The 23,721-nt window shown below is 43.6% G+C and carries 12 protein-coding genes; 5 read left to right on the top strand and 7 right to left on the bottom strand.

What is annotated here, in order from left to right; translation table 11 throughout:
- Positions 1-40: 40 nt before the first annotated feature.
- From KO473_RS04570 to KO473_RS04585, 4 genes are all read right to left on the bottom strand, one after another.
- Positions 41-463 carry a hypothetical protein gene (locus tag KO473_RS04570; protein ID WP_122130142.1) on the bottom strand — a complete coding sequence of 141 codons (423 nt, stop codon included), beginning with the start codon at positions 461-463 and terminating at the stop codon, positions 41-43.
- A 93-nt stretch (positions 464-556) separates the two neighbouring features.
- Positions 557-1,264, bottom strand: coding sequence for a DUF3823 domain-containing protein (locus KO473_RS04575; protein WP_005822809.1), 708 nt, complete (start codon positions 1,262-1,264; stop codon positions 557-559).
- 19 nt (positions 1,265-1,283) lie between these two features.
- Positions 1,284-3,170, bottom strand: coding sequence for a RagB/SusD family nutrient uptake outer membrane protein (locus tag KO473_RS04580; protein WP_032537634.1), 1,887 nt, complete (start codon positions 3,168-3,170; stop codon positions 1,284-1,286).
- A gap of 7 nt (positions 3,171-3,177) precedes the next feature.
- A complete protein-coding gene (locus tag KO473_RS04585; protein WP_005822807.1) occupies positions 3,178-6,381 on the bottom strand; it encodes a TonB-dependent receptor in 3,204 nt (1,067 codons plus the stop codon).
- A gap of 344 nt (positions 6,382-6,725) precedes the next feature.
- Here KO473_RS04585 and KO473_RS04590 point away from each other — a divergent pair, with 344 nt between their 5' ends.
- The 3 genes from KO473_RS04590 to KO473_RS04600 all read left to right on the top strand — a co-directional run bounded on the left by KO473_RS04590 (position 6,726) and on the right by KO473_RS04600 (position 13,458).
- Positions 6,726-10,346 carry a glycoside hydrolase family 38 C-terminal domain-containing protein gene (locus KO473_RS04590; RefSeq protein ID WP_005822806.1) on the top strand — a complete coding sequence of 1,207 codons (3,621 nt, stop codon included), beginning with the start codon at positions 6,726-6,728 and terminating at the stop codon, positions 10,344-10,346.
- A gap of 140 nt (positions 10,347-10,486) precedes the next feature.
- Positions 10,487-10,894 (top strand): hypothetical protein, encoded by a 408-nt coding sequence (locus KO473_RS04595; protein ID WP_005822805.1) that lies wholly within the window; start codon positions 10,487-10,489, stop codon positions 10,892-10,894.
- 164 nt (positions 10,895-11,058) lie between these two features.
- Positions 11,059-13,458 carry a TonB-dependent receptor plug domain-containing protein gene (locus KO473_RS04600; RefSeq protein ID WP_005822804.1) on the top strand — a complete coding sequence of 800 codons (2,400 nt, stop codon included), beginning with the start codon at positions 11,059-11,061 and terminating at the stop codon, positions 13,456-13,458.
- Positions 13,459-13,606: 148 nt separating this feature from the next.
- Here the strand turns inward: KO473_RS04600 and KO473_RS04605 are convergent, their stop codons facing one another.
- The 3 genes from KO473_RS04605 to KO473_RS04615 all read right to left on the bottom strand — a co-directional run bounded on the left by KO473_RS04605 (position 13,607) and on the right by KO473_RS04615 (position 19,232).
- Positions 13,607-16,114 carry a glutaminase domain-containing protein gene (locus tag KO473_RS04605; RefSeq protein WP_122130141.1) on the bottom strand — a complete coding sequence of 836 codons (2,508 nt, stop codon included), beginning with the start codon at positions 16,112-16,114 and terminating at the stop codon, positions 13,607-13,609.
- Between the two features lie 95 nt (positions 16,115-16,209).
- Complete coding sequence (locus tag KO473_RS04610; protein WP_005779224.1) at positions 16,210-18,024, bottom strand: glycoside hydrolase family 2 protein; 1,815 nt, start codon at positions 18,022-18,024, stop codon at positions 16,210-16,212.
- A gap of 101 nt (positions 18,025-18,125) precedes the next feature.
- On the bottom strand, positions 18,126-19,232 hold the full coding sequence (locus KO473_RS04615) for a family 43 glycosylhydrolase (protein WP_005822801.1): 1,107 nt from the start codon (positions 19,230-19,232) through the stop codon (positions 18,126-18,128).
- A 277-nt stretch (positions 19,233-19,509) separates the two neighbouring features.
- Between KO473_RS04615 and KO473_RS04620 the strand changes: the two genes are divergently transcribed.
- Positions 19,510-21,573, top strand: a complete 2,064-nt coding sequence (locus tag KO473_RS04620; RefSeq protein WP_122130140.1) for a beta-L-arabinofuranosidase domain-containing protein — start codon at positions 19,510-19,512, stop codon at positions 21,571-21,573.
- A gap of 36 nt (positions 21,574-21,609) precedes the next feature.
- Complete coding sequence (locus KO473_RS04625) at positions 21,610-23,646, top strand: beta-L-arabinofuranosidase domain-containing protein (protein WP_101604150.1); 2,037 nt, start codon at positions 21,610-21,612, stop codon at positions 23,644-23,646.
- Positions 23,647-23,721: the final 75 nt, after the last annotated feature.

The raw sequence follows: 23,721 nt of genomic DNA on the forward strand, positions 1-23,721 counted from the left end.
ACCCAAATATAGGAGACTTTAGTTTTAACCAGTTATCAAATTATCTTTCTCTGATATAATAATACCGAGTTTCATATTTAATAGTAGAGCTACTACTACTCTCATTGTAACTGGTACTAATGGTAAATTCACCAGATTTAATTTCATCGGTAATAACCTGTCCATCAGTATTTGGAGTATAAAAAAGTCTTCGACCATAAATAGTCCCCTCTTCATGAAAGCTTATCTCAACTGTAGAGCGTCCACGAGTCACTACCCTAAGTTTTCTTTCAAATGGATTTATTAATTCAATCGTAGAAAAAACTCCGGAACCACTCTGGCTGCCAATCTCCAAATAATACTCTGTAGCAGCTTTTTTATCAACACTGCTTACTTCAGCTTTTTCATCCTTCGATGTATTAGCCATTACACTTGTTATCCCCGCAAACACAAATGCCAATACTAACAAAATCGTTTTGTTCATAATACAATAATTTAAAAGTTTATAAAAAGTTTATTTAAACAGAAAGGGTGTCAGGAAATCCGACACCCTTCCCACATTAAACATTGATATGAATTATTTCAGTCGGATTACTTTAGAGTAAATACCCTGATCAGAGCCTTTAGGCCAGATGCAAATACGACCGAACAATGTGCCTCTTTTCAAAGCAGTTTGAAACATACTATTATCCGTATAATCTCTTGTGGCAAAAGTGTATAATTTACCTGTTTCATCGTAAGCGCCCATATTGTCAGTTTCATCATAACGGTCTACATTATGTTCTGCATCATTCACAAACTGAGTAGTACTTAACATGAAAAATACCCGGTCAATTCCTCCACCTGCAACTTTTTCTACTTTAAAAGATGCATTAACCTTATTACCTTCTATGGTCATCTGTGCATCTCTTACCAAATAATAAGGAGTTACTTCAACATCCTGCACTGTATTGCCAGCAACAGTTACATTGATAGTATCACGACCTTCTGAAGACCAAGGACCATTTCCACTTTTTGTTATCATCTGATATTCACCATCAAACAAATTAGCAGAATACATACCATCCTGATTAACATACACATTGATAGGATCGTGTTTAGCATAACCATGTTGATAAAGCTGTAATTGTACAGCTTCATTGCCACGAAGTTGCAATGCTTCACCATTATACATCACACGACCTGTCAACATTGACTCCGGAGCATCATAGTTGTCTTTCATACAACTGGTAAACATCATCGCTCCTAACAGCAATACTGAAAAAATCTTTGATATTGTTTTCATTGTCTCTTCTAATTTTAGATTATTGATACGGGTTTTTAACCAATTTCGGATTATTATTAATCCAGCCATTGTCGATTTCTGAATAATACTGAACATCAGTACACTTCAGCGGTTTACGCCATAAATCTAATGTCTGCATATTCTTTTCTACAAATACCCACTTACCATTATTAGCATCACCTTCTGCAACTACGCGGTAAGGCCATAAGCCAAGACGCTGTGCTGTGCGATCATTTTCATTTCCAGTCCAGATATTATCTGCTTCCATCCAACGTTTCAAATCCCACCAACGATGACCTTCGAACGCAAATTCAACTTGATACTCATGCATAATTTTCTGGTGATCGATAGAAGTTAGAGGCTGAATACCGGCACGTTCACGAACGGCATTGATATATTTCAAAGCTTCTACATCGCTGTTATTATGACTCAGTTCCCAAGAAGCCTCAGCAGCAATCAGATAAGCCTCTGAAATGCGGAAATATACATTCCACATAGCCGATTTTGTACCTTGAGTACCGGCCAAAGGTGTTTTATCCAGATATTTACGAACGAAGAATCCTGTACGGTTAATTTCACGTTCATTACCTCCGAACGGACCATTATTGGCAGTAATCAATCGTCCTTGGGCATCCGTTTCATTTCTACGGCCTGTTCTCTCGGTCCATCGTCCATCCACTTTATTTAATTGACCTGCTTGCAGTTCTATTAATTTTCCGTCAAAAGTAGATCCCGGTAAAAGAACTGTAGCCGCCAAGCGTGGATCACGGTCTGCAAACAAATCCATCGGATCATCAAAGAATTTAGGATCATCTAATGTACCTATATCAAATTTCGCAGCTTTACCACGTTCTGATTCCGTTGCATCTGTTGATTCATAAGCCTCAACCAAATTCAACAATACAGACATTCTATCGCTACCAGTATCTTGTTCGATACTTTTTGGCAAACAATTTTTTGTAAAATCATGACCATAACCAGGAGTAGTGTAGTCGCGTGTCCAAATAACTTCGGTATTACCACTTTTCTCACAAACAGCTTTAAAGAAGTTATCAGCCAAAGCTTCTGAAGTCTTATCAGCAGCTAACATCAACTTATATGGAGAAGCCGTACCATCTGCAGATCCTTCGATAACCTCTTTTGCAGCAGCTAAAGCTGTACGATAGTACCCTTCTGCTTTATCTGCCGGTATACCTACTTCACCACCGGCAGTTCTCAATTGAGGATGTTCGGCCACCGTATTGTATGTAGCCAATGATGCTGCTGTAATTGCTGCACGCGCTTCCAACATTTTTGCTACCCAATAGTTTGCACGAGAATTGTTCTTATTAGTCTGCTTACTCATCATAGCAGCCGCTTCCTGACACTCCTTAATAATGTAGTCATAAGTTTCAGCTTCAGTAGAACGGGGAACCTGAATTGTAGTAATATCCATACCACCGGTATAATCAAATACGTCATCTCCTACAATTGGAATACCACCTAACCCACGGGCAATGCAAAAATAAGTCCAAGCACGAATAAAGCGAACTTCACCTTCATAAAGTCTCTTAGTCTCCTCATCTACAGCGGTAGATCCTTTAATACCCTGTAAGAATTGGTTCAAATTACGAATCAATGTATAGTCATAAGAACGCCATTTATTTCTATCTATATTCTCCTCACTATTGTTATCATAATGAATGGCCTCATCCAGCATGAAATAATCTTCTACAGCTTCGTTACGCTGACCAATAGTGATACGGCCATAAAAATTAGCCAGAACAGATTTCACCAACGCCGGGTCAGCATACACCTGATCTTGTGTCATAATGTCGTTTGGCTTCGTATCCAGAAAGCCATTACAGCTACTCAACGATAATACCCCCGCAGCAGCAAGAGCCATTAAAAAATATCTGTTTTTCATTGTTTACTTAAAATTTGAGATTAATACCTAAGTTAACCACACGCATCGTCGGATAGTCCAAACCATTTGAATCGATGCATTCCGGATCCATAAAAGGTATATTACTTATAGAGAACAGGTTGGTTCCGGATACATATAAACGCAAATTGCTGATACCTGCTTTAGCAACAATCCGTTTGGGCAAAGTATAACCAAACTCCAGATTACGCAACTTAATGTATTTCACATTATGCAGCCAGAATGTACTCTTATCATAAGCACTTGTTTCTTCATTATTCAAACGGATTAACGGATATTTTCCAGGAATCAACTGGCTGTCTGCATCCCAGATATCTGCCAAATGCCAAGCATCTTTAAACACCTCTTCCGGGCTGTTACCGTCATTCTGGAACGGACGTGCCGTTTCATATTGCTGTTGCCATGATGTCATACCCGAACCCGTCCAGTCCATTGCCAAGTCAAATCCTTTCCAGCTTGCAGCCAAATTGATACCAAAGTTCAGCGTAGGAGTACTGTCACTACGATAACCGATAGGACGCTCATCCATATAGTTGATTACACCGTCACCGTTGACATCCTTATACATAATATCACCCGGAACAACCGTTTTATTTCCTTTTCTATCATTATCTATCGGATAAGTAGCAATCTGTTCCCAACTTGTAAAACGTCCAACAGCTTCATATCCCCAATTTACATAACCTACACGATGCCAAATACTATTACGATACACATCCCAAGAGTTGCTGTGACGTGTGTCATATTGTTCCCAATCCCAGAAACGAGAATAGGTCATATTCGCACCAACACTATAATTAAAGTCATTGATATGATCAGCCCAACTAACCATTGCATCAAAACCAACATGTTTATCCGATTTCAAATTTTCTTTTGGTAAAGAGAAACCTGCTTCATTTGGAATCAACACGTCATAGCGAGATTCAGGAATTCCATCACGAATACGCTGGAAGAAGTCTACCTGAGCATTCAAACGGTTATTAAAGAAGCCCATATCTACACCAATATCTAGGATCTTAGATTCCATCCATGATAAAGTTTTATTAGGTAAACCACGAGTCTCAGTTCCAACAACCCAATCGCCATCCAATACAGCACCACCGTTATTGTATTTATAACCAGGCAGGTAATCGAATGCAGCATAATCACTCACATTATCATCTCCAACCACACCGTATGAACCACGTATCTTCAAATTAGAAAACACGTTGGCAATCTTACTTTCTTTCCAGAAATTTTCTTCAGAGATTCTCCATCCCAAAGAGGCAGAAGGGAAGAATCCCCAACGATTTTCCGGTTTAAATTTCCAAGAACCATCCCAACGACCAATTAATTCGATCAGATAACGATCAGCAAAACTATAATTGATACGTCCTAACCATCCCATACGAGCTTCCGTATTGTTACCAGTATCATTATACTCTACAATCTCCTTAAAACGAATCAGATCCATACCGTTGGCAACCGGAACTGAATGCACCCATGATTTGGGGCGTTTACGTTGTGTAGCCTCAAAAGAAGCAACAGCATTGATAGAATGATTACCAAACCTACGATCAAAGTTCAACTGGAAATTAGCAAATTGATCCTCCACCTTCTCACGATTACGTTCGCGATAAGGATTATCCATAGAAGCCGTTTCATAATACTCACCCGTTTTCTCATTGTATCCATACAACTTGAATGTGTATTCCTGATTATCCAGTTCATTGTAAGCATAATAATAGCCCAACATACCTTTAGCCTTCAATCCTTTCAGAATCTCATATTCGGCAGTTGTCTGCATTTGAAGAACACGCCATACATCGGATACCTTACCACTGGTTTCATAATTTAAAAGAGCAAAATTTGTCTCTTTCTGGTCAGAAACAAGTTGTGGGTATAAAGGATTGTCGTTGGCATACGGACGCTTTGTCGGCTGATTCTTCATAGTTGCAAAACGAGGTAACCATGTATCATCCGAACCAGGAACACCCGGATGGTGACGATCTTCAATACGTCCATTCATCGTAGCACCAATCTTGAAACGATCAGAAATATTCATATCAATATTCATCTGGGCATTTGTACGTCTGAATCCACCGTAACCACGCACAGTCGCTTCTTGATCGATATGAGAAACTGCTACATAATAATTAGCCTTATCGGTACCTCCTGAAAGATTCGCACTAATATACGATTGGGGAGCAGTAATCCAAATATAGTCGCTCCAGTCAAAACCCTGGTAATTTTTCTCAGTACCGGCCATCCATTTCGCATATTCTTCTTTGTTGTACCTGCGATCATTGTCCGCCTTTTTAGCCCAAGTTTCTGCAGAGACATAAGCAGTCACATAGTCTTTAGTTTTAGCAGGCTGAACATAACGTGAATTATGTTGCCAACCATAATAAGCATTAACAGATACAGAGTTTTTAGAATTACGATGTCCTTTCTTTGATGTAACCACTACTACACCATTGGCAGCACGCACACCATAAATTGCAGCAGATGCATCTTTCAATATAGAGATAGATTCTATATCATTAAAATCCATATTATTAAACTGTCCATCATCAGATACAACACCATCAATTACATACAATGGAGCTCCCATATTACGGATCTGCAATTGTGTAGAAGCGCCCGGACGTCCATCATTCTGACGGGTATTGATACCAGCAATCTTACCAACCAATGCACCTGAAGCTGTCGTTGCATTGGAACGTTCGATGTCAGTAGAAGCAATTGCAGCAACGGCACCTGTCAAAGTAGCTTTCTTCTGTGACATACCGAAACCGGTAATAACGACTTCATCGAGTACTTTTGTGTCTTCTTTTAGAATAACTTTAACTGTGTTTGATGCTCCTACGTTTACTTTTTGTGTTGTGTAACCAATAAATGAGACTTCCAGTGTAGCTTTAGGGCCAACACTCAGCGAGAATTCACCGTTAATATCGGTGATGGTACCAGTCGTACTTCCCGGCTCTTTTACATTAGCACCAATTACCGCTTCGCCATTGGCGTCGATAACTATACCCTTTACGGTCCGTTGTTGTTGAACGGAGTTCACAGCCCATACAGTTTCTGCTGCCGGGTTTTCGGCGCTGGCGAAACTGTAGGCACTTGGCAAAAGCGAAAAGGCAGCCATACAAAGTGGTATGCGCCACATTCTGCTACGACTTGCGAGCCAAAACATTTGTTCTTTTTTACGCATAGTACATAAATTTAAAAAACAGGTTCTATAAATCTTTAATGTATAAAAGCATCGTTATGGAAATAATCCCCGGGATATAAGACGGGATGTATTTCATAGTATAGCTCTTACGGTTTCGAAACATTGCAAAGGAAAGTTATATTTAGCTAATAAGACGATAATTTTCGTTCAATAAACAACAAAATCTGTTCTTTTTCAATATTTCAACCCTATTCACAGAGCTCAAAAAGCACATCTGAACAGATTCTGCTATTTATTGAACAGTATTTTTCATCTCCTTTCTACGAATTTGGTCACCTTTGTATAATTCCTCATTTATTAATTAAATAATGTAATAAGCAAACATGAAATTACACATTGCTATGCTGGCAGCTACCCTGCTGTTGTCCGGAGGAGCCTCGTACGCCCAAGGGAACAAACAGGAGAAAAAGGCGAAAGCCTATATGGTGGCAGATGCCCATCTGGACACTCAGTGGAACTGGGATGTACAGACTACCATTAAAGAGTATGTATGGAACACGATCAACCAGAACCTGTTTCTGCTGAAAAAGTATCCGAACTATGTGTTCAACTTTGAAGGCGGAGTGAAATATGCCTGGATGAAAGAGTACTATCCTGCACAATACGAAGAAATGAAGAAGTACATCGGGGAAGGCCGCTGGCACATTTCCGGAAGTAGCTGGGACGCAACGGACGCTCTGGTACCCTCGACTGAATCGTTCATCCGCAACATTATGCTGGGACAACAGTATTACAGACAAGAATTCGGAGTGGAAAGCACGGACATCTTCCTGCCCGACTGTTTCGGATTTGGCTGGACACTGCCTACTGTCGCTTCGCACTGCGGCCTGATTGGTTTCTCCTCACAAAAGCTGGACTGGCGTGTGCATCCGTTCTATGGTAAGAGCAAGCATCCGTTTACAATCGGCTTGTGGAAAGGAATAGACGGATCGTCTATCATGCTGGCACATGGATATGATTATGGCAGAAGATGGAACGACGAAGACCTTTCAGAAAACGAACAACTGAAAGAGCTGGCAGGCCGTACACCTCTTAATAATACAGTATACAGATATTACGGTACAGGCGATATCGGCGGATCACCGACACTGGCCTCTGTCCGTTCAGTGGAAAAAGGACTTCGCGGAAACGGTCCGGTAGAAATTGTCAGTGCAACCAGCGACCAGCTTTACAAAGATTACCTTCCTTATAAGAATCATCCGGAATTACCGGTATTCGACGGTGAACTGTTGATGGATGTTCACGGTACAGGATGCTACACCTCACAGGCTGCCATGAAATTGTACAACCGCCAGAACGAATTGCTGGGAGATGCTGCCGAAAGAGCTGCCGTAACTGCCGAATGGCTGAATCAGGCCAAATATCCGGGAAGCACCATCAATGAAGCATGGAAACGCTTCATTTATCATCAGTTCCACGATGACCTGACAGGAACCAGTATACCGCGTGCCTATGAATTTTCATGGAATGACGAACTGATCTCACTGAAACAGTTCTCCAATGTACTGACTTCTTCCATTCATGGTATCGGCAGGGAATTGGATACACGGGTCAGCGGTATTCCGGTAATCCTTTATAATGCACTCGGATTTGCGGTTACAGATATTGCGGAAATAGAACTTGACCTTCCGAAAGCTCCCAAAGGGATAACGGTGTACGATGAAAAGGGCAAAAAAGTATCGGCCCAGCTCATTTCTTATACCGACGGAAAGGCACGCATCCTGGTAGAAGCAACAGTTCCGGCTACAGGATATGTGGTATATGACGTACGCACATCAGGAACTGGTGCAAGCAACGTCTCAACGAACGTCAATACCTTGGAAAACTCTCTGTACAAGATCACATTGGATAAAAACGGAGATATCGTCTCTCTGACTGACAAAAAGAACGGCAAAGAACTGGTGAAAGCCGGGAAAGCAATCCGCCTGGCACTCTTCACTCAGAACAAGTCATACAATTGGCCGGCATGGGAAGTGCTGAAAGAAACAACCGACCGCACTCCGGTTTCGATTACGGATGACGTGAAAATATCTTTGGTTGAAGACGGAACTTTACGTAAATCGCTTTGTGTCGAGAAACGTCACGGAGAATCTGTCTTCCGTCAATACATACGTCTGTATGAAGGTAGCCGTGCAGAACGCATCGACTTCTATAACGAAATAGACTGGCAATCGACCAACGCACTGCTGAAAGCCGAATTCCCGCTCAATCTTGAAAACGAAAAGGCTACGTATGACTTGGGCATCGGAAGCATCGAACGTGGCAACAATACCGAAACGGCTTACGAAGTATATGCACAATATTGGGCCGACCTGACCGACCGTAACGGAAGTTATGGTGTATCGGTGATGAACGACAGCAAATATGGATGGGACAAGCCGGATAACCATACGATCCGCCTCACACTGCTTCACACACCGGAAACACGCAACGGTTATGCATATCAGGATCACCAGGATTTCGGCCATCATACCTTCACCTACAGCCTGATACCACATCAGGGAGCCTTGGATAAACCCGCCACTGTAGAGAAAGCCGAAAAGCTGAACCAGCAACTGAAAGCCTTCCGTACGGAAAAGCACAAAGGAAATGCCGGAAAATCGTTCTCGTTTGTCGCTTCGGACAACCGCAATGTATTGATCAAGGCACTGAAGAAAGCGGAAGAAACCGATGAGTATGTAGTGCGCGTATACGAAACCGAAGGCCGGAAAGCACAGAGCGCCACACTGACCTTTGCAGGGGAAATCATCAGTGCCAGCGAAGCCAACGGTACAGAAAAGACAATCGGCAATGCAACTTTCGAAGGAAACAAGTTGCAGGTAAACATCACTCCTTATTCTGTAAGAACTTACAAAGTACGCCTCAAACCATCGGGACGTGAGGCGTCTCCGATCGAATATGCCGCTTTACCGCTTGACTACGACCGCAAATGTGCTTCTTATAATGAATTCCGTGGAGAAGGCGATTTCGAATCGGGCTATTCTTTTGCAGCCGAACTTCTGCCGGATTCACTGATAGCCGGTCAGATCACTTTCCGCTTGGGAGAAAAAGAGATTGCGAACGGAATGACTTGTGAAGGTGATACCTTGCAACTGCCTGCGGGAAACAAATACAACCGTCTCTATATCCTCGCCGCCTCTACCGAAGGAGACAATCAGGCCGACTTCCGCATTGGCAAGCAGGCCGCTTCATTCGTTGTACCTTCTTATACCGGCTTCATCGGCCAATGGGGACATAAAGGACACACCGAAGGATATCTGAAAGACGCCGAGATTGCCTATGTAGGTACACACCGCCATGCATCCAACGGTGATCAGCCTTATGAATTCACTTATATGTTCAAATTTGGTATGGATATTCCGAAGGGAGCTACCAGCGTAATCTTGCCCCGAAATGAGAAAGTGGTTTTGTTTGCTGCTACCCTGGTTACCGAAAATGAACCGGCTACAACCGTTGCCGGCACTCTTTTCCGCACTAATAACGTAGGCAATGCAGCTACTGCCGGAAATGATAAAGAAGCAGTACACGAAAATATCCTGAAAGGAGCTAAAATCATTGCTTGCTCCGGATACACCAACGATGAAGAAAAACCGGACTTCCTGCTGGATGGTAAAACGGATACGAAGTGGTGTGACGTTTCGCAGACTCCGAACTACGTAGACTTCGATCTGGGTGAAGCACAAAACATCAGTGGTTGGAAGATGGTGAACGCCGGACAGGAAAGTCACTCATACATCACCAATGGTTGCTTCCTGCAAGGGAAAATGAATCAGAGTGACGAATGGACTACTCTGGATGCTATCGACGGTAATCATGCAAATGTCATTTCACGTCCGCTGAACTATGACGGAAAAGTACGTTACATCCGTCTGCTTGTGACTCGTCCTACACAAAGCACCGGAGGCAGAGATACACGTATTTACGAACTGGAAGTTTATAAATAACAGCTATGTTTATTTAGTTCAGAGTTATTTAATATTAAATAACTCTGAACTAAATATTTCCAGAATCATTTTTTCTATATATTAGAAAAGTTTATAAAGAAAACCAATGTCCTATTTTTAACTTTTAAATTATTACTATTATGAAAAAAATTCATCTCATCATTTTATTAATCAGTTGCTTTATCTTTAACACCAAAGCATCTTCACTGATTGAGAACAATCTGGAGATTAATGCAGTATCTTTAAACCTAGTCTACCAATCTGGGAGTGGACTAATAAAAGCTGTAGAGATTGGAGATTTTTCAAATCAATTTTATTCCTTTCGCATTCGTCTCCATCCGTCTGTTGAACGTGTAAGAATTGATTGGCAATCCGGAACAAAAACTTATATAGAGATATACACACCTTCGAATTATAGTAACTATGTCGATATCCCATACTTTTCAACAGACAAATTTATTATTAGTGTAGAAGCAACAAATATAAGTGCTGACATGAGTGATATATCCTATCGGTATGAAACTCGGTGTTATACTGTAATAAGATAAATATAATCTCAAAAATATCTAATTATTCCTTTGAATAAAAATATAAATAGCGAATAGTTGTTTCTACTTTTATTCAAAGAAATTTTGATATAACATTACAAAATCAATTTATTAATGATTTAAAACAGCTCGCTTTAGATAAGGAATATAATTTATATTTACGTATGAAAATACATTCAACATTAACCATTCTTTGTCTGGTATGCACCATCCATTGCGCAGCAGCCCCACAAAAAGCCGTAAGCGATACTCTTTTGTCAGCCCGGTTCAACCAATACGCCCGTGAAAATCCGATTGAGAAATTATATCTGCATCAAGACCGTACCAATTATTATGCAGGAGAAACCATTTGGTTTAAAGTGTATCAAACACTCTCTGCCCCAGCAACCGAAGCCAGCAGGATTGTATACATAGATCTGTCAAATAGTAAAGGAGATATTGTAAAACAAGTCAAGTATCCTTTGGCAGACGGAGCAGCCTCCGGTAGCCTTTCGATCCCAGAACATCTACACGCCGGCCATTATCAACTTCGTGCCTATACCCGATGGATGCAGAATTTTGATCCGGAGTTTTTCTTCCATCGTGAACTAACGATTTATGGAGATTCAGAGAAAGACAAAATACCCCAGCAGACAACAAAATTTAAACTGAGATTCTTCCCGGAAGGAGGAAATCTGATCAATGAACTCACCTCCCGAATAGCATTCGAAGTAGTGGATGCCAACACCGGAAAAGGGGTTCAAACAGAAGGGGTCATACTGAATGCCCACGGAGACAGTATCCGTAAATTTGCTACCAATCACTTGGGTAAAGGAAGTTTTTTTTTCATCCCACAGAAAAAAGAAAAATACATTGCCCGTCTAGCAGGAGATAACACAGACTTTAAAATACCTTCGATAAGCGAGCAGGGGTTTGTAATCACTGTTAAACACCTGAAAGAAGCATTACGTATCTTATTGACTCAAAATATTGGCCCTTCAACCAAAAACTCGGTTTATTCACTTATCCTCCATCAAGAAGGACGGTTGATTGCCATACTACCCGTCGATGGTTCGCAACCGCGTACACTTTTCGATTTGCCTTTAGATAAACTTCCTACGGGTGTCTTCACACTAACCCTGATCGATGAAGACTATCATGCCTATTGTGAAAGGCTGGTATTTACTCACTTTCCCGAAACACTCAACCTAAAACTTTCATCTACTATTTCGGTACAAGAAGGACATCGAAAAATGTCGGTGAATATCCGTAGTACTGATAAGAAAGGAATTCCCCAACCGGGTTCTTTCTCGCTGGCAGTCGCACAAACTTTTTTAGAGCAACCAACGATCCGTGACAACTTCAGTACCTACTTATTTCTTAGTAGCAACCTGAAAGGGCAAACGGAACAACCATTAAGCTACTGGAATCCGGAAGATACTGAAAGCCTGTCTAAAATAGAACTGCTATTGCTGACACAAGGATGGCGACGCTACTCACTTGAAGCTTTCAACCAGCCCGATAATCTCCCCCGATATCCTATGGAACAATCTCTCACCTTATCAGGAAAAGTGGAAAATATAAATAAACAGAAGGCTAAATCTGTTGAGCTTCAGGCTATCCTACGTCAAGATTCACTCAAACAATTTATTACCTGTCCGTTGGATGGACAAAAACGTTTCAGCCTATCGGGAATCTCTTTTGAAGGAACAAAGGAAGTCATGCTCTCAGCCACCGACAAGAATGGGAAAACCTATCCGATCAAACTTGATGATTCCATTCCGGTTCCATCGGTGAAATATATGCCTTCTCCTTTTGCACCTGATAGTTCTTTTCATGTACAATGGGATATTACCAAGTCCTACATCCCCCAAAAGGAAATTGACAAACAGCTATTCGAATTAGGAGAAGTGAAAGTAACCGCACGAAAAAAAGATCCGATTGAAAAGCGGCGTCCTTATAGTGAAGGATTCGTGAAAACAAGTACTCAAGTGAAAGCAAGCAACAGTTTTGGAGATGTCCGTCAATTACTGAGAACAGTGCCCGGCATCACCATGGTTCCTAATCCGGATAAAACAAAGAGTAATTTACAGTATGCTCACATCAACGGACTTCCCGGAGGAACAGTAGCTGCCTTGGTACTGGATGGGTATATTGCCAAAGATCCTGAAGTAGTGTATAGCATGGAGGCATCCAGAATCGAACGGGTAGAAGTCCTGCAACAGACGTCCACTCAGTTCGGAGGATTTAGAAACTATGGAGGTACTATCGTATTATATAGCCGTCCGATACAAGGAGAAGTTATAGCAACGAATAATAAAATCTGCCAGTGGATAGGTTATAACCAGACAAAAGAATTTTATACTCCGACTCTTTCCGATCATTCATTCTTCGAACATTCGGAACAAAGAAATACACTGTACTGGAATCCTACTGTAAAAACCGACAAAGAAGGTAAAGCACAAATATCTTTCTTTTTAAACGATCAGGAAGACGGAGAATACGTGATCCATTGTGAAGGCCATTCGGAAGAGGGTTTAATTGGTACGGACTTCCGGGTTACAGAGATACCAGAACACCCTTAACAACCAATCTTTACTTAAATCGGCACCGGCTTAAGTAGAACAGCCAGCGCAGTATCTTCTATAGGGAAATTAAGAAAGGGTTGTATCCAAGCTGAACAAGCTTTGGATACAACCCTTAACAGTAAACTCTATTATATACCGGTTCTTATTATTTCTGCATTTTATCCATCAATACCTTCATCCAATAACCACCGATTACAGAGCGTGCCTTGAAACCGACAAATTTACCACTATCGGTATAATGCCAGTCACTCAGCGGAACGCGTGATACGGTTTCGTTGGCATACTTATATACGGGAGAAATGAACTTTTCAAAAGTCGCTTTGTCCGAAGACATAGCAGCACTCCACATAATCCAGTCAGACTTAGTATATTCTTTGCGGGAATCCAACGGGAGACCATAAAGATTTTGTTTGGTCAGATAGTAAGCGACTTCTTTCTCCATCACATTGTTGGGGAAGAGGTGCAGATTCCACATTTTGTCCCAAATCATATTGTATTTCTGACTCCAGGTATTCTCACGGTCGAAAGCCAGACGGTAATGATCGCCTTCGCGTGCCATTTGTTCCCATTTGGTGGCCATGGCTTTGGCTTTAGCGGCATACCGGTCGGCTACATCATCCATACCGAGCATACGGGCCATTTCGCTATAACCGGCTACTCCCATGATGGCTTTTACCGAAAGATTGGCATTGTGTGCCCAGTGCCCGGCAAAGTCATCGGTACAAAGTTGATTTTCGGGATCTTGTCCGTATTCTACCAAATAATCCGTCCAGATAGTCAGTAAATCCCAATACTTCTTGGCGTAATCGGCATTTCCTTCTACTTTGGCAATAGCAGCAGTCAGGACCACCATGTTTCCACCCTCTTCAATCGGCATATCTCCTCCGTAAACCTGTCCATTCGCAATAGGATATGTACCTATGTCATGAGCCGGGAAAGGTTTGTTCCAACGTCCGCTGGCACTATATTCAAAGATACTGGTCATCATGCCTTTCTGCAATTCGGGGTTATAAGCCAGGAAGAGAGGGGCAGACGGATAGGTAAGGTCGACGGTATTGATACAACCGTTACTATTGTTCTCTTTAGAGAAGAAGAGCAAGTTACCATCCGCATCCTTGAACAGCTTATGGGCGGCAATCACTTGGCGGTAAGCGAGCGCACACAGTTCAGAGTATTCTTTGCCACCTGCTTTTTCTGCATCGTTCAGAATCATTTGGTCGTAAACGCGACAGCGTTCCATGACAGATGCATAATTGGCCTTGGCACGTTCGAAGGCATCAAAGATAGTCACTTTACCGTCATGTTTCCAGTAAGCCATACGAGGCTGATAGAAGTATTCAATAGCTGAGATATCATCATATCCCAACATCAGGAAACCGGATTTGCCATCGGCACCTACTTTGCCCAGGTTATCGGTATAGGCCATAGCCGGCATCTGGTCGGCACGACGGGTCACGCATTCGGCTTGCGTGGGCAATAAAGTACCCTTAGTCGCAAATTCGTTCTTCATACCATAATAGTTACCCAGGCTTACAGCCGTATTGGCACCTATATTTCCGGCCAGATAAGCATATCCCCAGTCAATGCAGATTCCATCTCCTTTTCGTCCGAGGATAGGCTGATCGATGGTTCCCGCCTGCACATAATTGATACCGTTACGACGGATCACTTTCGAACGGGTAGGTTGCGTCAGTTCATTGATGGCAAGCTGTGGAGTGGTCTCTACATACATCTGCACATCGTGCTGTTTTTTATCCAGCGAACGAACGCGGTAAGAAATATAATTAACGGGAGTAGACAACAAATCGAGGTCGTCCATCATCAAAGGTGCGGTAAACACCAGGTCCAGTTCCACCGGACCGCAAGTAAACGTGTAGTAAGTTTGTGTGGGGAGTACGCTTACCGATTTCTGGACGGCTGCCGTCTCAAAGCCCGTCGTCTGTTTGTTCAGGCGATAAAGGCCGAAATCTACATAAGCACCTCCTGTTGTGTTGTGACAGTGTGCGGCAAGTACGTTTTTTCCTTTTTGCAGCTTCTTCTTGGCTGCGTCCGATAGTTCGAGTAATACGTCGTTGTTCCATGAATAGTCCGTAGCAACCAGCTTTTCACCATTCAGGTAGAGTTCGAATACATCGTCGTGCGAATATTTCAGATAGATGGTTTCTCCGTTCAGGTCGTCATTGATCTGAAATTCACGACGAACCCAGATATCCGGAGTAGTCCAGCGAGTCTGGACACGAGGCATATCGGGAGTACCGAAAGCACCTTGTCCCTCTTTCCATCCGGCAGCATTGAACGAAAGGGTATTCCATCCCGCAGCCGGCTGGTCAAAAGTATAACTTCCCTGCCAGGTATCGGTATCCGTCATCGGAACAAGAGTCTCAAGGTTCAACTTATCTTTGCCCATAAAACGATAGGTTTTCCCATCCACACGTATGGCACCCAACAAAGGATGTTCCGTTCCGGTCCAATGCATCGTGCTGCTTTCATTCAGTGCATCTGTGGGCGACCAGATGGACAGATAAGGGTCGGAAGTGATGAGAGGCACTGCCGGAGCACGCAAAGCTACATTTTTACTCGCTTTGTACAAATCAGCTGCCTGTGCATTACATAGCATACCGACTGCTAAAGCCATTGCAAATAGTTTTTTCATTATTTTATTTATTTGTATGTTTCACTCAAAATCGTATCCTTCAACAATCTATACCTTAATCAAAAACTTGTGTACCTATCGACACCCTACTCTAATCACTTATTTAAAGAATTGCATATCTTGGTATTGATAGCCTTCACCTGGGCTTCATTCACCTTAATCACCTTACGGTCATATGTCATCAGTCCGTTCACTTCCATTTCCACATCAGTGGTCTGTGTGTAGACAGCAGCCGAGAAACCTCGCTGAATCAACCGGTACAATTCATTGCCGTACTCAACATATTGTTTCGTTACTTCCTCCGGAGAATTGAACTTTACGTATCCCCAGTTGTGATTCGGTTCCCAAAGGTGTTCGTTTAATGCCAGTCCGATACCGCCATATTCACCCAATACAGTAACACGTCCGGCATCATAGAAGTCGAGGGACGGATTGGGATAATGATGCAAATCGAGAATGTCACCACAAGGGAAGTGATTGCCGCCACTTGCCGGGTTCACCAAGCGTGAAGGATCATACTTCTTTGTCCATGCCGCAATATCTTCGGTCTTGAACTGTCCCCAACGCTCATTGAACGGAACCCATACGCCGATGCAAGGATAGTTGTACAGATAGTCCATGATCTCTTTCCACTCTTTACGATAAATCTGTTCCGACTCTTCACTACGGTTCAGCTCGTTACCCGTGAAGTAATTATACATCTGCCATTCCGGCTCACGGTCACCGTTCGGCATATCCTGCCATACAATGATACCCAGTTTATCGCAGTGTGTATACCAACGTGCCGGTTCCACCTTCACATGCTTACGGATCATATTGAATCCGAAGTCTTTGGTTTTCTGGATGTCATACACCAATGCCTCGTCTGTCGGAGCTGTATACAACCCGTCGGGCCACCAACCCTGATCGAGCGGACCAAACTGGAACACATCTTCATTATTCAGTTGCAGGCGTACAATTCCGTTTTTGTCACGACGGGTAGAATATTTACGCATAGCTGTGTAACTGTCTACTTTATCAGTCACTTTACCATTATTCAACAGAGCTATCTGCATGGAATAGAGAGCCGGAGAGGCAGGACTCCACAATTTTGCATCGGCAGGCATCTGAATGTCGATGGTCTGGCCATTCAGTCCTTTTCCGGTAGCAACCAATTGTTTGCCATCGAACACTTTCACTTCAATAACTTCGGAAGGACAACCGGTACTGGTAGCAACATCTACGGTCAGTTTCTTTCGGTCGATATCCGAAGAAGTACGAACATTCGTTATATGACGTTCGGCCACAGGTTCCATCCAAACAGTCTGCCAGATACCTGTCACGGCCGTATACCAGATACCTTCGGGACGGTTCACCTGTTTGCCGCGAGGCTGAGGTCCGCGGTCTGTCGGATCCCATACTTTCACTACGAGCTTATTGTCTCCCTTAGCAGCCAAAGCAGCTGTAATGTCAAGCGAGAAAGGAGTAAATCCGCCGGTATGCTGCCCTACTTTAATATCATTCACCCAAATATCGGCTTTCCAGTCTACAGCACCGAAATTCAACATCACCTTTTTACCTTTCCAAGTGGCAGGTACAGTGAAGTTACGCTGATACCAGAGTTCCTCATCGGGACTTACTTTCTTACCAACACCTGAAAGGCTGGACTCTACGGCAAAAGGAACCAGGATCTGTCCTTCATAAGCCGAAGGAACGGCTCCCTTTTCTGTGATGGCATAATTCCACAAACCATTGAGGTTTTTCCACTCTCCCCGTTCCATTACCGGACGCGGATACTCGGGCAGTACATTCTCAGGATTTACCTGTTCAGCCCACTTTGTCTTGATTTTGTCTCCTGCCGGTTTCCATTGTGCAAAAGCGGAAGTAGCCATCGACGCTGTCAGAACTGCAATTAAAATGCTCTTTTTCATTGTCTTAAAATTATGTTTAACCTATTGATTACGCAATACGTTCCCCGGGGCAGGTAGTCGGCTACCTGTCAAACTAAGGAAAAACGTTCTAAATAACTATTTTATTTCAAGGGAATACCCGAAGGCTTCGGCAAGGCGACTCCTGCACGAACCGGAATCCCTAAATCGGGCATTCCGTTAGCATCCCATCCTATTTTCTGTATCCGCGGATTGCGGGTCTCAGGACTACCGGTATCTCCGTTGGTTACCTGACGGGCATGGTAAATCATATACCACTCCGTGCCATCGGGCGACGGAACAAACGAGAGACCACCCGGACCGTATACTTCGTTTTCCAACGATTGCTGAAATACCGGAACCGGACTTTTTGTCCAAGAGGCCGGATCGAGCAGATCACTTTCGGCATCGGCAGTCAGCATTCCGATGCAATAATAAGGTGACCATGAACCACTGGCGGCATAATAGAGAATCAATGTCTTATTATCCTTCGAATGGAAGAACTGAGGTCCTTCATTCACATAAATAGGATAAGCCGTACGGCTACCATCCGGATTTACCCACTGGCGTTCCCACTCATATTCGGGTCTGGATATCAAGACACGAGGAGAGTCAAGTGTCCACGGGTCTTTCATCCGGGCAATATAGATACATTGAGTTTCAGCATTGGTTCTTCTCTTGGGCCAACCGGACCAGGCTAAATAACGAACTCCCTTATGTTCGAAAGTAGTGGCTTGTATCCCCCAATTCCATTCGGGATTGGTCATAATGCTCCCCTTCATTTCAAATTTACCCTGCATGGGATCGGGAGAAGAGTTTTCAAGTACGTACAACTGATGGTTGTCCGTATTGCCATCATCGGCAGCATAATAAATATACCATTTATCATTTATATAATGAATCTCCGGTGCCCAGAGGTGACAACAATTGGACGGATCTTCCGGACGCCACACCATTTTACAAACAGAGTGAGCCATATCGGTAATGTCAGACGTTTCCCAAAGCAGGATTTTATCTTCTGTCCCATGTGTATAATAATACTTGCCATTATGGAACAGAGCACTCGGATCGGCTCCTTCCGGAAACAAAGGATTTACATATGTATCCTTTGCTGCACTTACCGACCTCTGTTTCTGTCCGCCGTTCTTGTTTCCACAACCGGCGCAGAAGAATAAGGTAGTAATAAATAGCAGGTAGATCTTTGTTTTCATAGCTTTTCGTTATTAAGATGCTACAAAGAAAAAACATTTTCGTTGAATAAAGGGATAAATACTGCTCAATAAACAAAAGAAACTGTTCTTTTTATGCTCCTATTGTTCACTGAACCTGTATTTCACATCTTATTGGTCAGTAATTGCTATTTATTGAATAGTTTGTTTCACACATTTCATGCAGAATTCACAAACTTTGTAGCATGATATCAGACGAAGCTACTGATTTGTATCGAAATAACCCCTAAATAATAACCATAAGTAAAAACACCCAAACATGAAAAAGATGAAAAATCTGAAAGGAGGCCTGGCAGGAATCCTGATTACCGCCGGATTACTGGCAGCATCGTGCACTTCCGATCAATCATCGTCGGCAGTAGCTATAGTGAATCGGCCCGACTGTGCACAAACCAACGTAAATTATGTAGGAAACCGCCTGCCACTGAAACCGATGAACTTCATTAAACTACCTGTAGGAAGTATCCAACCCGAAGGATGGTTAAAGAAATATCTGGAACTACAGAAAGATGGACTGACGGGGCATCTGAATGAAATCAGCGCATGGCTGGGTAAGGAGAACAATGCCTGGCTGACCCAAGGAGGAGACCATGGATGGGAAGAGGTTCCCTACTGGCTGAAAGGATATGGAAACCTGGCCTATATATTAAAGGATCAGAAAATGATCGACGAGGCCAAGATATGGCTTGAAGGTGCATTTGCCAGCCAACAGCCTGACGGATATTTCGGTCCTATCAACGAACGAAACGGAAAAAGAGAGTTGTGGGCACAGATGATCATGCTCTGGTGTCTTCAATCCTATTACGAATATTCAAATGATCAACGGGTTATTGACCTGATGACCAATTACTTCAAATGGCAGCTGAGTGTACCGGATGAACAGTTTCTGGAAGATTATTGGGAAAACAGCCGTGGCGGGGACAACCTGTTAAGCGTATATTGGCTCTATAACCGTACAGGAGATCAGTTCTTACTGGAACTGGCTGAGAAGATACACTGGAACACAGCAGACTGGACCCGTCCGTCGGCATTGCCAAACTGGCACAACGTGAACATCGCGCAGTGTTTCCGCGAACCGGCTACCTATTATATGATGACGGGAGACTCGACCCTGCTGAAAGCATCTTATAATGTGCACAACCTGATCCGCCGTACTTTCGGACAAGTGCCGGGCGGTATGTTCGGTGCCGATGAAAATGCACGTATGGGATCAATTGACCCGCGCCAGGGAGTAGAAACCTGCGGATTGGTGGAACAGATGGCCTCGGACGAGTTGATGCTGTGTATGACCGGCGATCCTTTCTGGGCAGAACACTGCGAAGAGGTGGCATTCAACAGTTATCCGGCTGCCGTAATGCCGGACTTCAAGGGTTTGCGTTATATCACTTGTCCCAATCAAACTGTCAGTGACTCAAAGAACCATCATCCGGGCATCGACAACCGGGGACCTTTCCTGGCAATGAATCCCTTCAGTAGCCGTTGCTGCCAGCACAATCATGCACAGGGATGGCCTTACTATGCCGAACATCTGATTCTGGCCAGTCCGGATAACGGTATAGCAGCCGCTATGTATGCTGCCTGCAAAGCAACAGTGAAAGTGGGTGACGGAAACGAAATAACTCTTCACGAACAGACTAACTATCCTTTTGAGGAAACGATCCGGTTTACGGTAAATACTCCGAAAGCAGTAAGTTTCCCCTTCTATCTGAGAATTCCTTCATGGACAGAGAGTGCGACTATCTTTGTTAACGGCAAAAAGGTAGCGGCCAACCCCGAAGCCGGACAATATGCCTGCATCCATCGCGAATGGAAAGACAATGACCAAGTGGAAATTCAGCTGCCGATGCAACTTTCGATGCGTACATGGCAAGTGAACAAAAACAGTGTAAGCGTAGACTACGGTCCGTTGACAATGTCACTGAAAATTAACGAAGATTATGTGAAAAAGGACAGCCGCGCTACGGCTATCGGTGACTCTAAATGGCAGGAAGGCGCCGACGCCAGCCAATGGCCGACATACGAGATCTATGCAAAAACTCCTTGGAACTACGCATTGGTACTCGGCAAGGACAAACCTTTGAAAGACTTTAAAGTAGTACGCAAAGAATGGCCGGCAGATAACTTCCCGTTCACCGTAGCAAGTACACCGATTGAAGTAAAAGCCATCGGACGGAAAGTTCCTTCATGGATCATCGACCAATACGATTTGTGCAGCGAACTCCCTGAAATGGATGCACCGAAAGGAGAGAAAGAGGAAATTACACTGATACCGATGGGAGCAGCCAGGCTGCGTGTTTCCGCTTTCCCGAACACCAGAGAATAAAACTTTCTGTACCCAAACATTAATAGAGAAACACTCATGAAGAAAAAGAATACGTTTACATATCTGCTTATCGGACTGGGCCTCTGCTTCTCTTCTTTAGGAAGCGGGCTCCGGGCCGATACCCCCGAAAATTATACCAACAACCGCTATCCGCTGGTGCGCAAACCTTTTATGGAACTGCCATTGGGCAGTATCAAAGCTAAAGGATGGCTGCAGGAAATGCTGGTCAGACAGAAAAACGGGGCAACCGGGCAAATGGACAAACTGTATCCGTTAGTGATGGGCGAACGCAACGGTTGGCTCGGCGGCGACGGTGACCAATGGGAAAGAGGACCGTATTGGATTGACGGATTACTCCCACTGGCATACCTTCTGGACGACACACAGCTGAAGGCCAAAGTACAACCCTGGATAGAATGGGCTTTAAATAGCCAGCGGGAAGACGGATTCTTTGGCCCGGCCAAAGACTATCCGGGAGAAGCCGGCATACAACGGGACAACTCACACGACTGGTGGCCACGCATGGTAATGTTAAAGATACTTCAACAATATTATTCCGCCACCAATGACCAGCGGGTTATCAGGTTCATGACCAACTATTTCCGCTACCAACTGAAAACTTTACCGGAAAAACCACTGGGCAACTGGACCTTTTGGGCAGAATTCCGTGCTTGTGATAATCTTCAGGCTGTGTATTGGCTTTATAATATCACCGGAGATTCGTTCCTCCTTGATCTTGGCAAACTGATCCATAAACAGAGTTTTAGTTTTGTAGACATGGTGAACCGGGGTGACCTGAGACGCATCAACACAATTCATTGCGTCAACCTGGCGCAAGGCATCAAAGAACCTGTCATCTATTATCAACAAGAACCGGACAAGGCATATCTCGATGCAGTGAAACGTGCTTTCAGTGATATTCGCCAGTTTCACGGTCAGCCCCAGGGAATGTATGGCGGTGACGAAGCTTTGCATGGCAATAATCCAACTCAGGGTTCCGAACTTTGTTCGGCAGTGGAACTGATGTATTCGCTGGAGAAAATGGTAGAGATCACAGGTGATATCGACTTCGCCGACCATCTGGAACGGATTGCATTCAATGCACTGCCTACCCAAATTTCTGACGATTTCATGACGAAACAATATTTCCAGCAAGCTAATCAGGTAATGGTGACACGCCACCGCCGCAACTTCGATCAGGATCATGGAGGAACGGACAACTGTTTCGGACTATTGACAGGATATCCTTGTTGCGCATCGAACATGCACCAAGGATGGCCCAAATTCACGCAGAGCCTTTGGTATGCCACACCGGATGGCGGACTGGCTGTTACAGCATATGCCCCATCGGAGGTGACGGCCAAGGTAGCAGAAGGCTGCATGGTGACTTTCTGTGAAGACACTTACTATCCGATGGATGATAAAATCAGTTTCACACTCCAATCTATGGACAAGAAACGGAAAGAAGTCAACTTTGCCCTTCAGTTACGCATCCCCAAATGGTGCAAACAAGCCGGTATATCAGTCAACGGCCAGCTTCTTCAGCATGTGGAAGGTGGACGGATGGCTGTTGTAGACCGTATCTGGAAAAAAGGAGACCGCGTGGAACTACACCTGCCGATGGAAGTCACTGCCGATACCTGGTATGAAAATTCGGTAGCCATTGAACGTGGCCCATTGGTATTTGCCCTGAAGATGGAAGAGAAATGGGAAAAGAAAAAGTTTGAGGAACCTTGGTACGGCCCGTATTATTATGCAGTGACTCCAACAGAACCATGGAATTACGGTCTGGTGGACTTCAACCGCAGCAAAGCGAATGAACATGCCCGGGTAACGATTCATCCGGAAAAGCAATCTTCCATATTCCCCTGGAATAAAGAAAATGCTCCGATAGAGATACGGATGAAGGCAAGGCTGATACCGTCATGGAAACTTTACAACGAGATGGCAGGGCCTCAACCCTATTCTTTCTGTAGTGGAGGTGAGGGACCGGAAACGGAGATCACATTGATTCCTTACGGATGCACTACCTTAAGAATAACGGAATTTCCGGTAGTAGGAGCTTCCCATTGATTTCCGCAACAAACAGTGATAACAAAAACAACTTAATATTCACACATAAGCCTTCTTTCCTCTTCTCCCTGTGGG

This window comes from Bacteroides sp. HF-4919, from assembly GCF_018860125.1.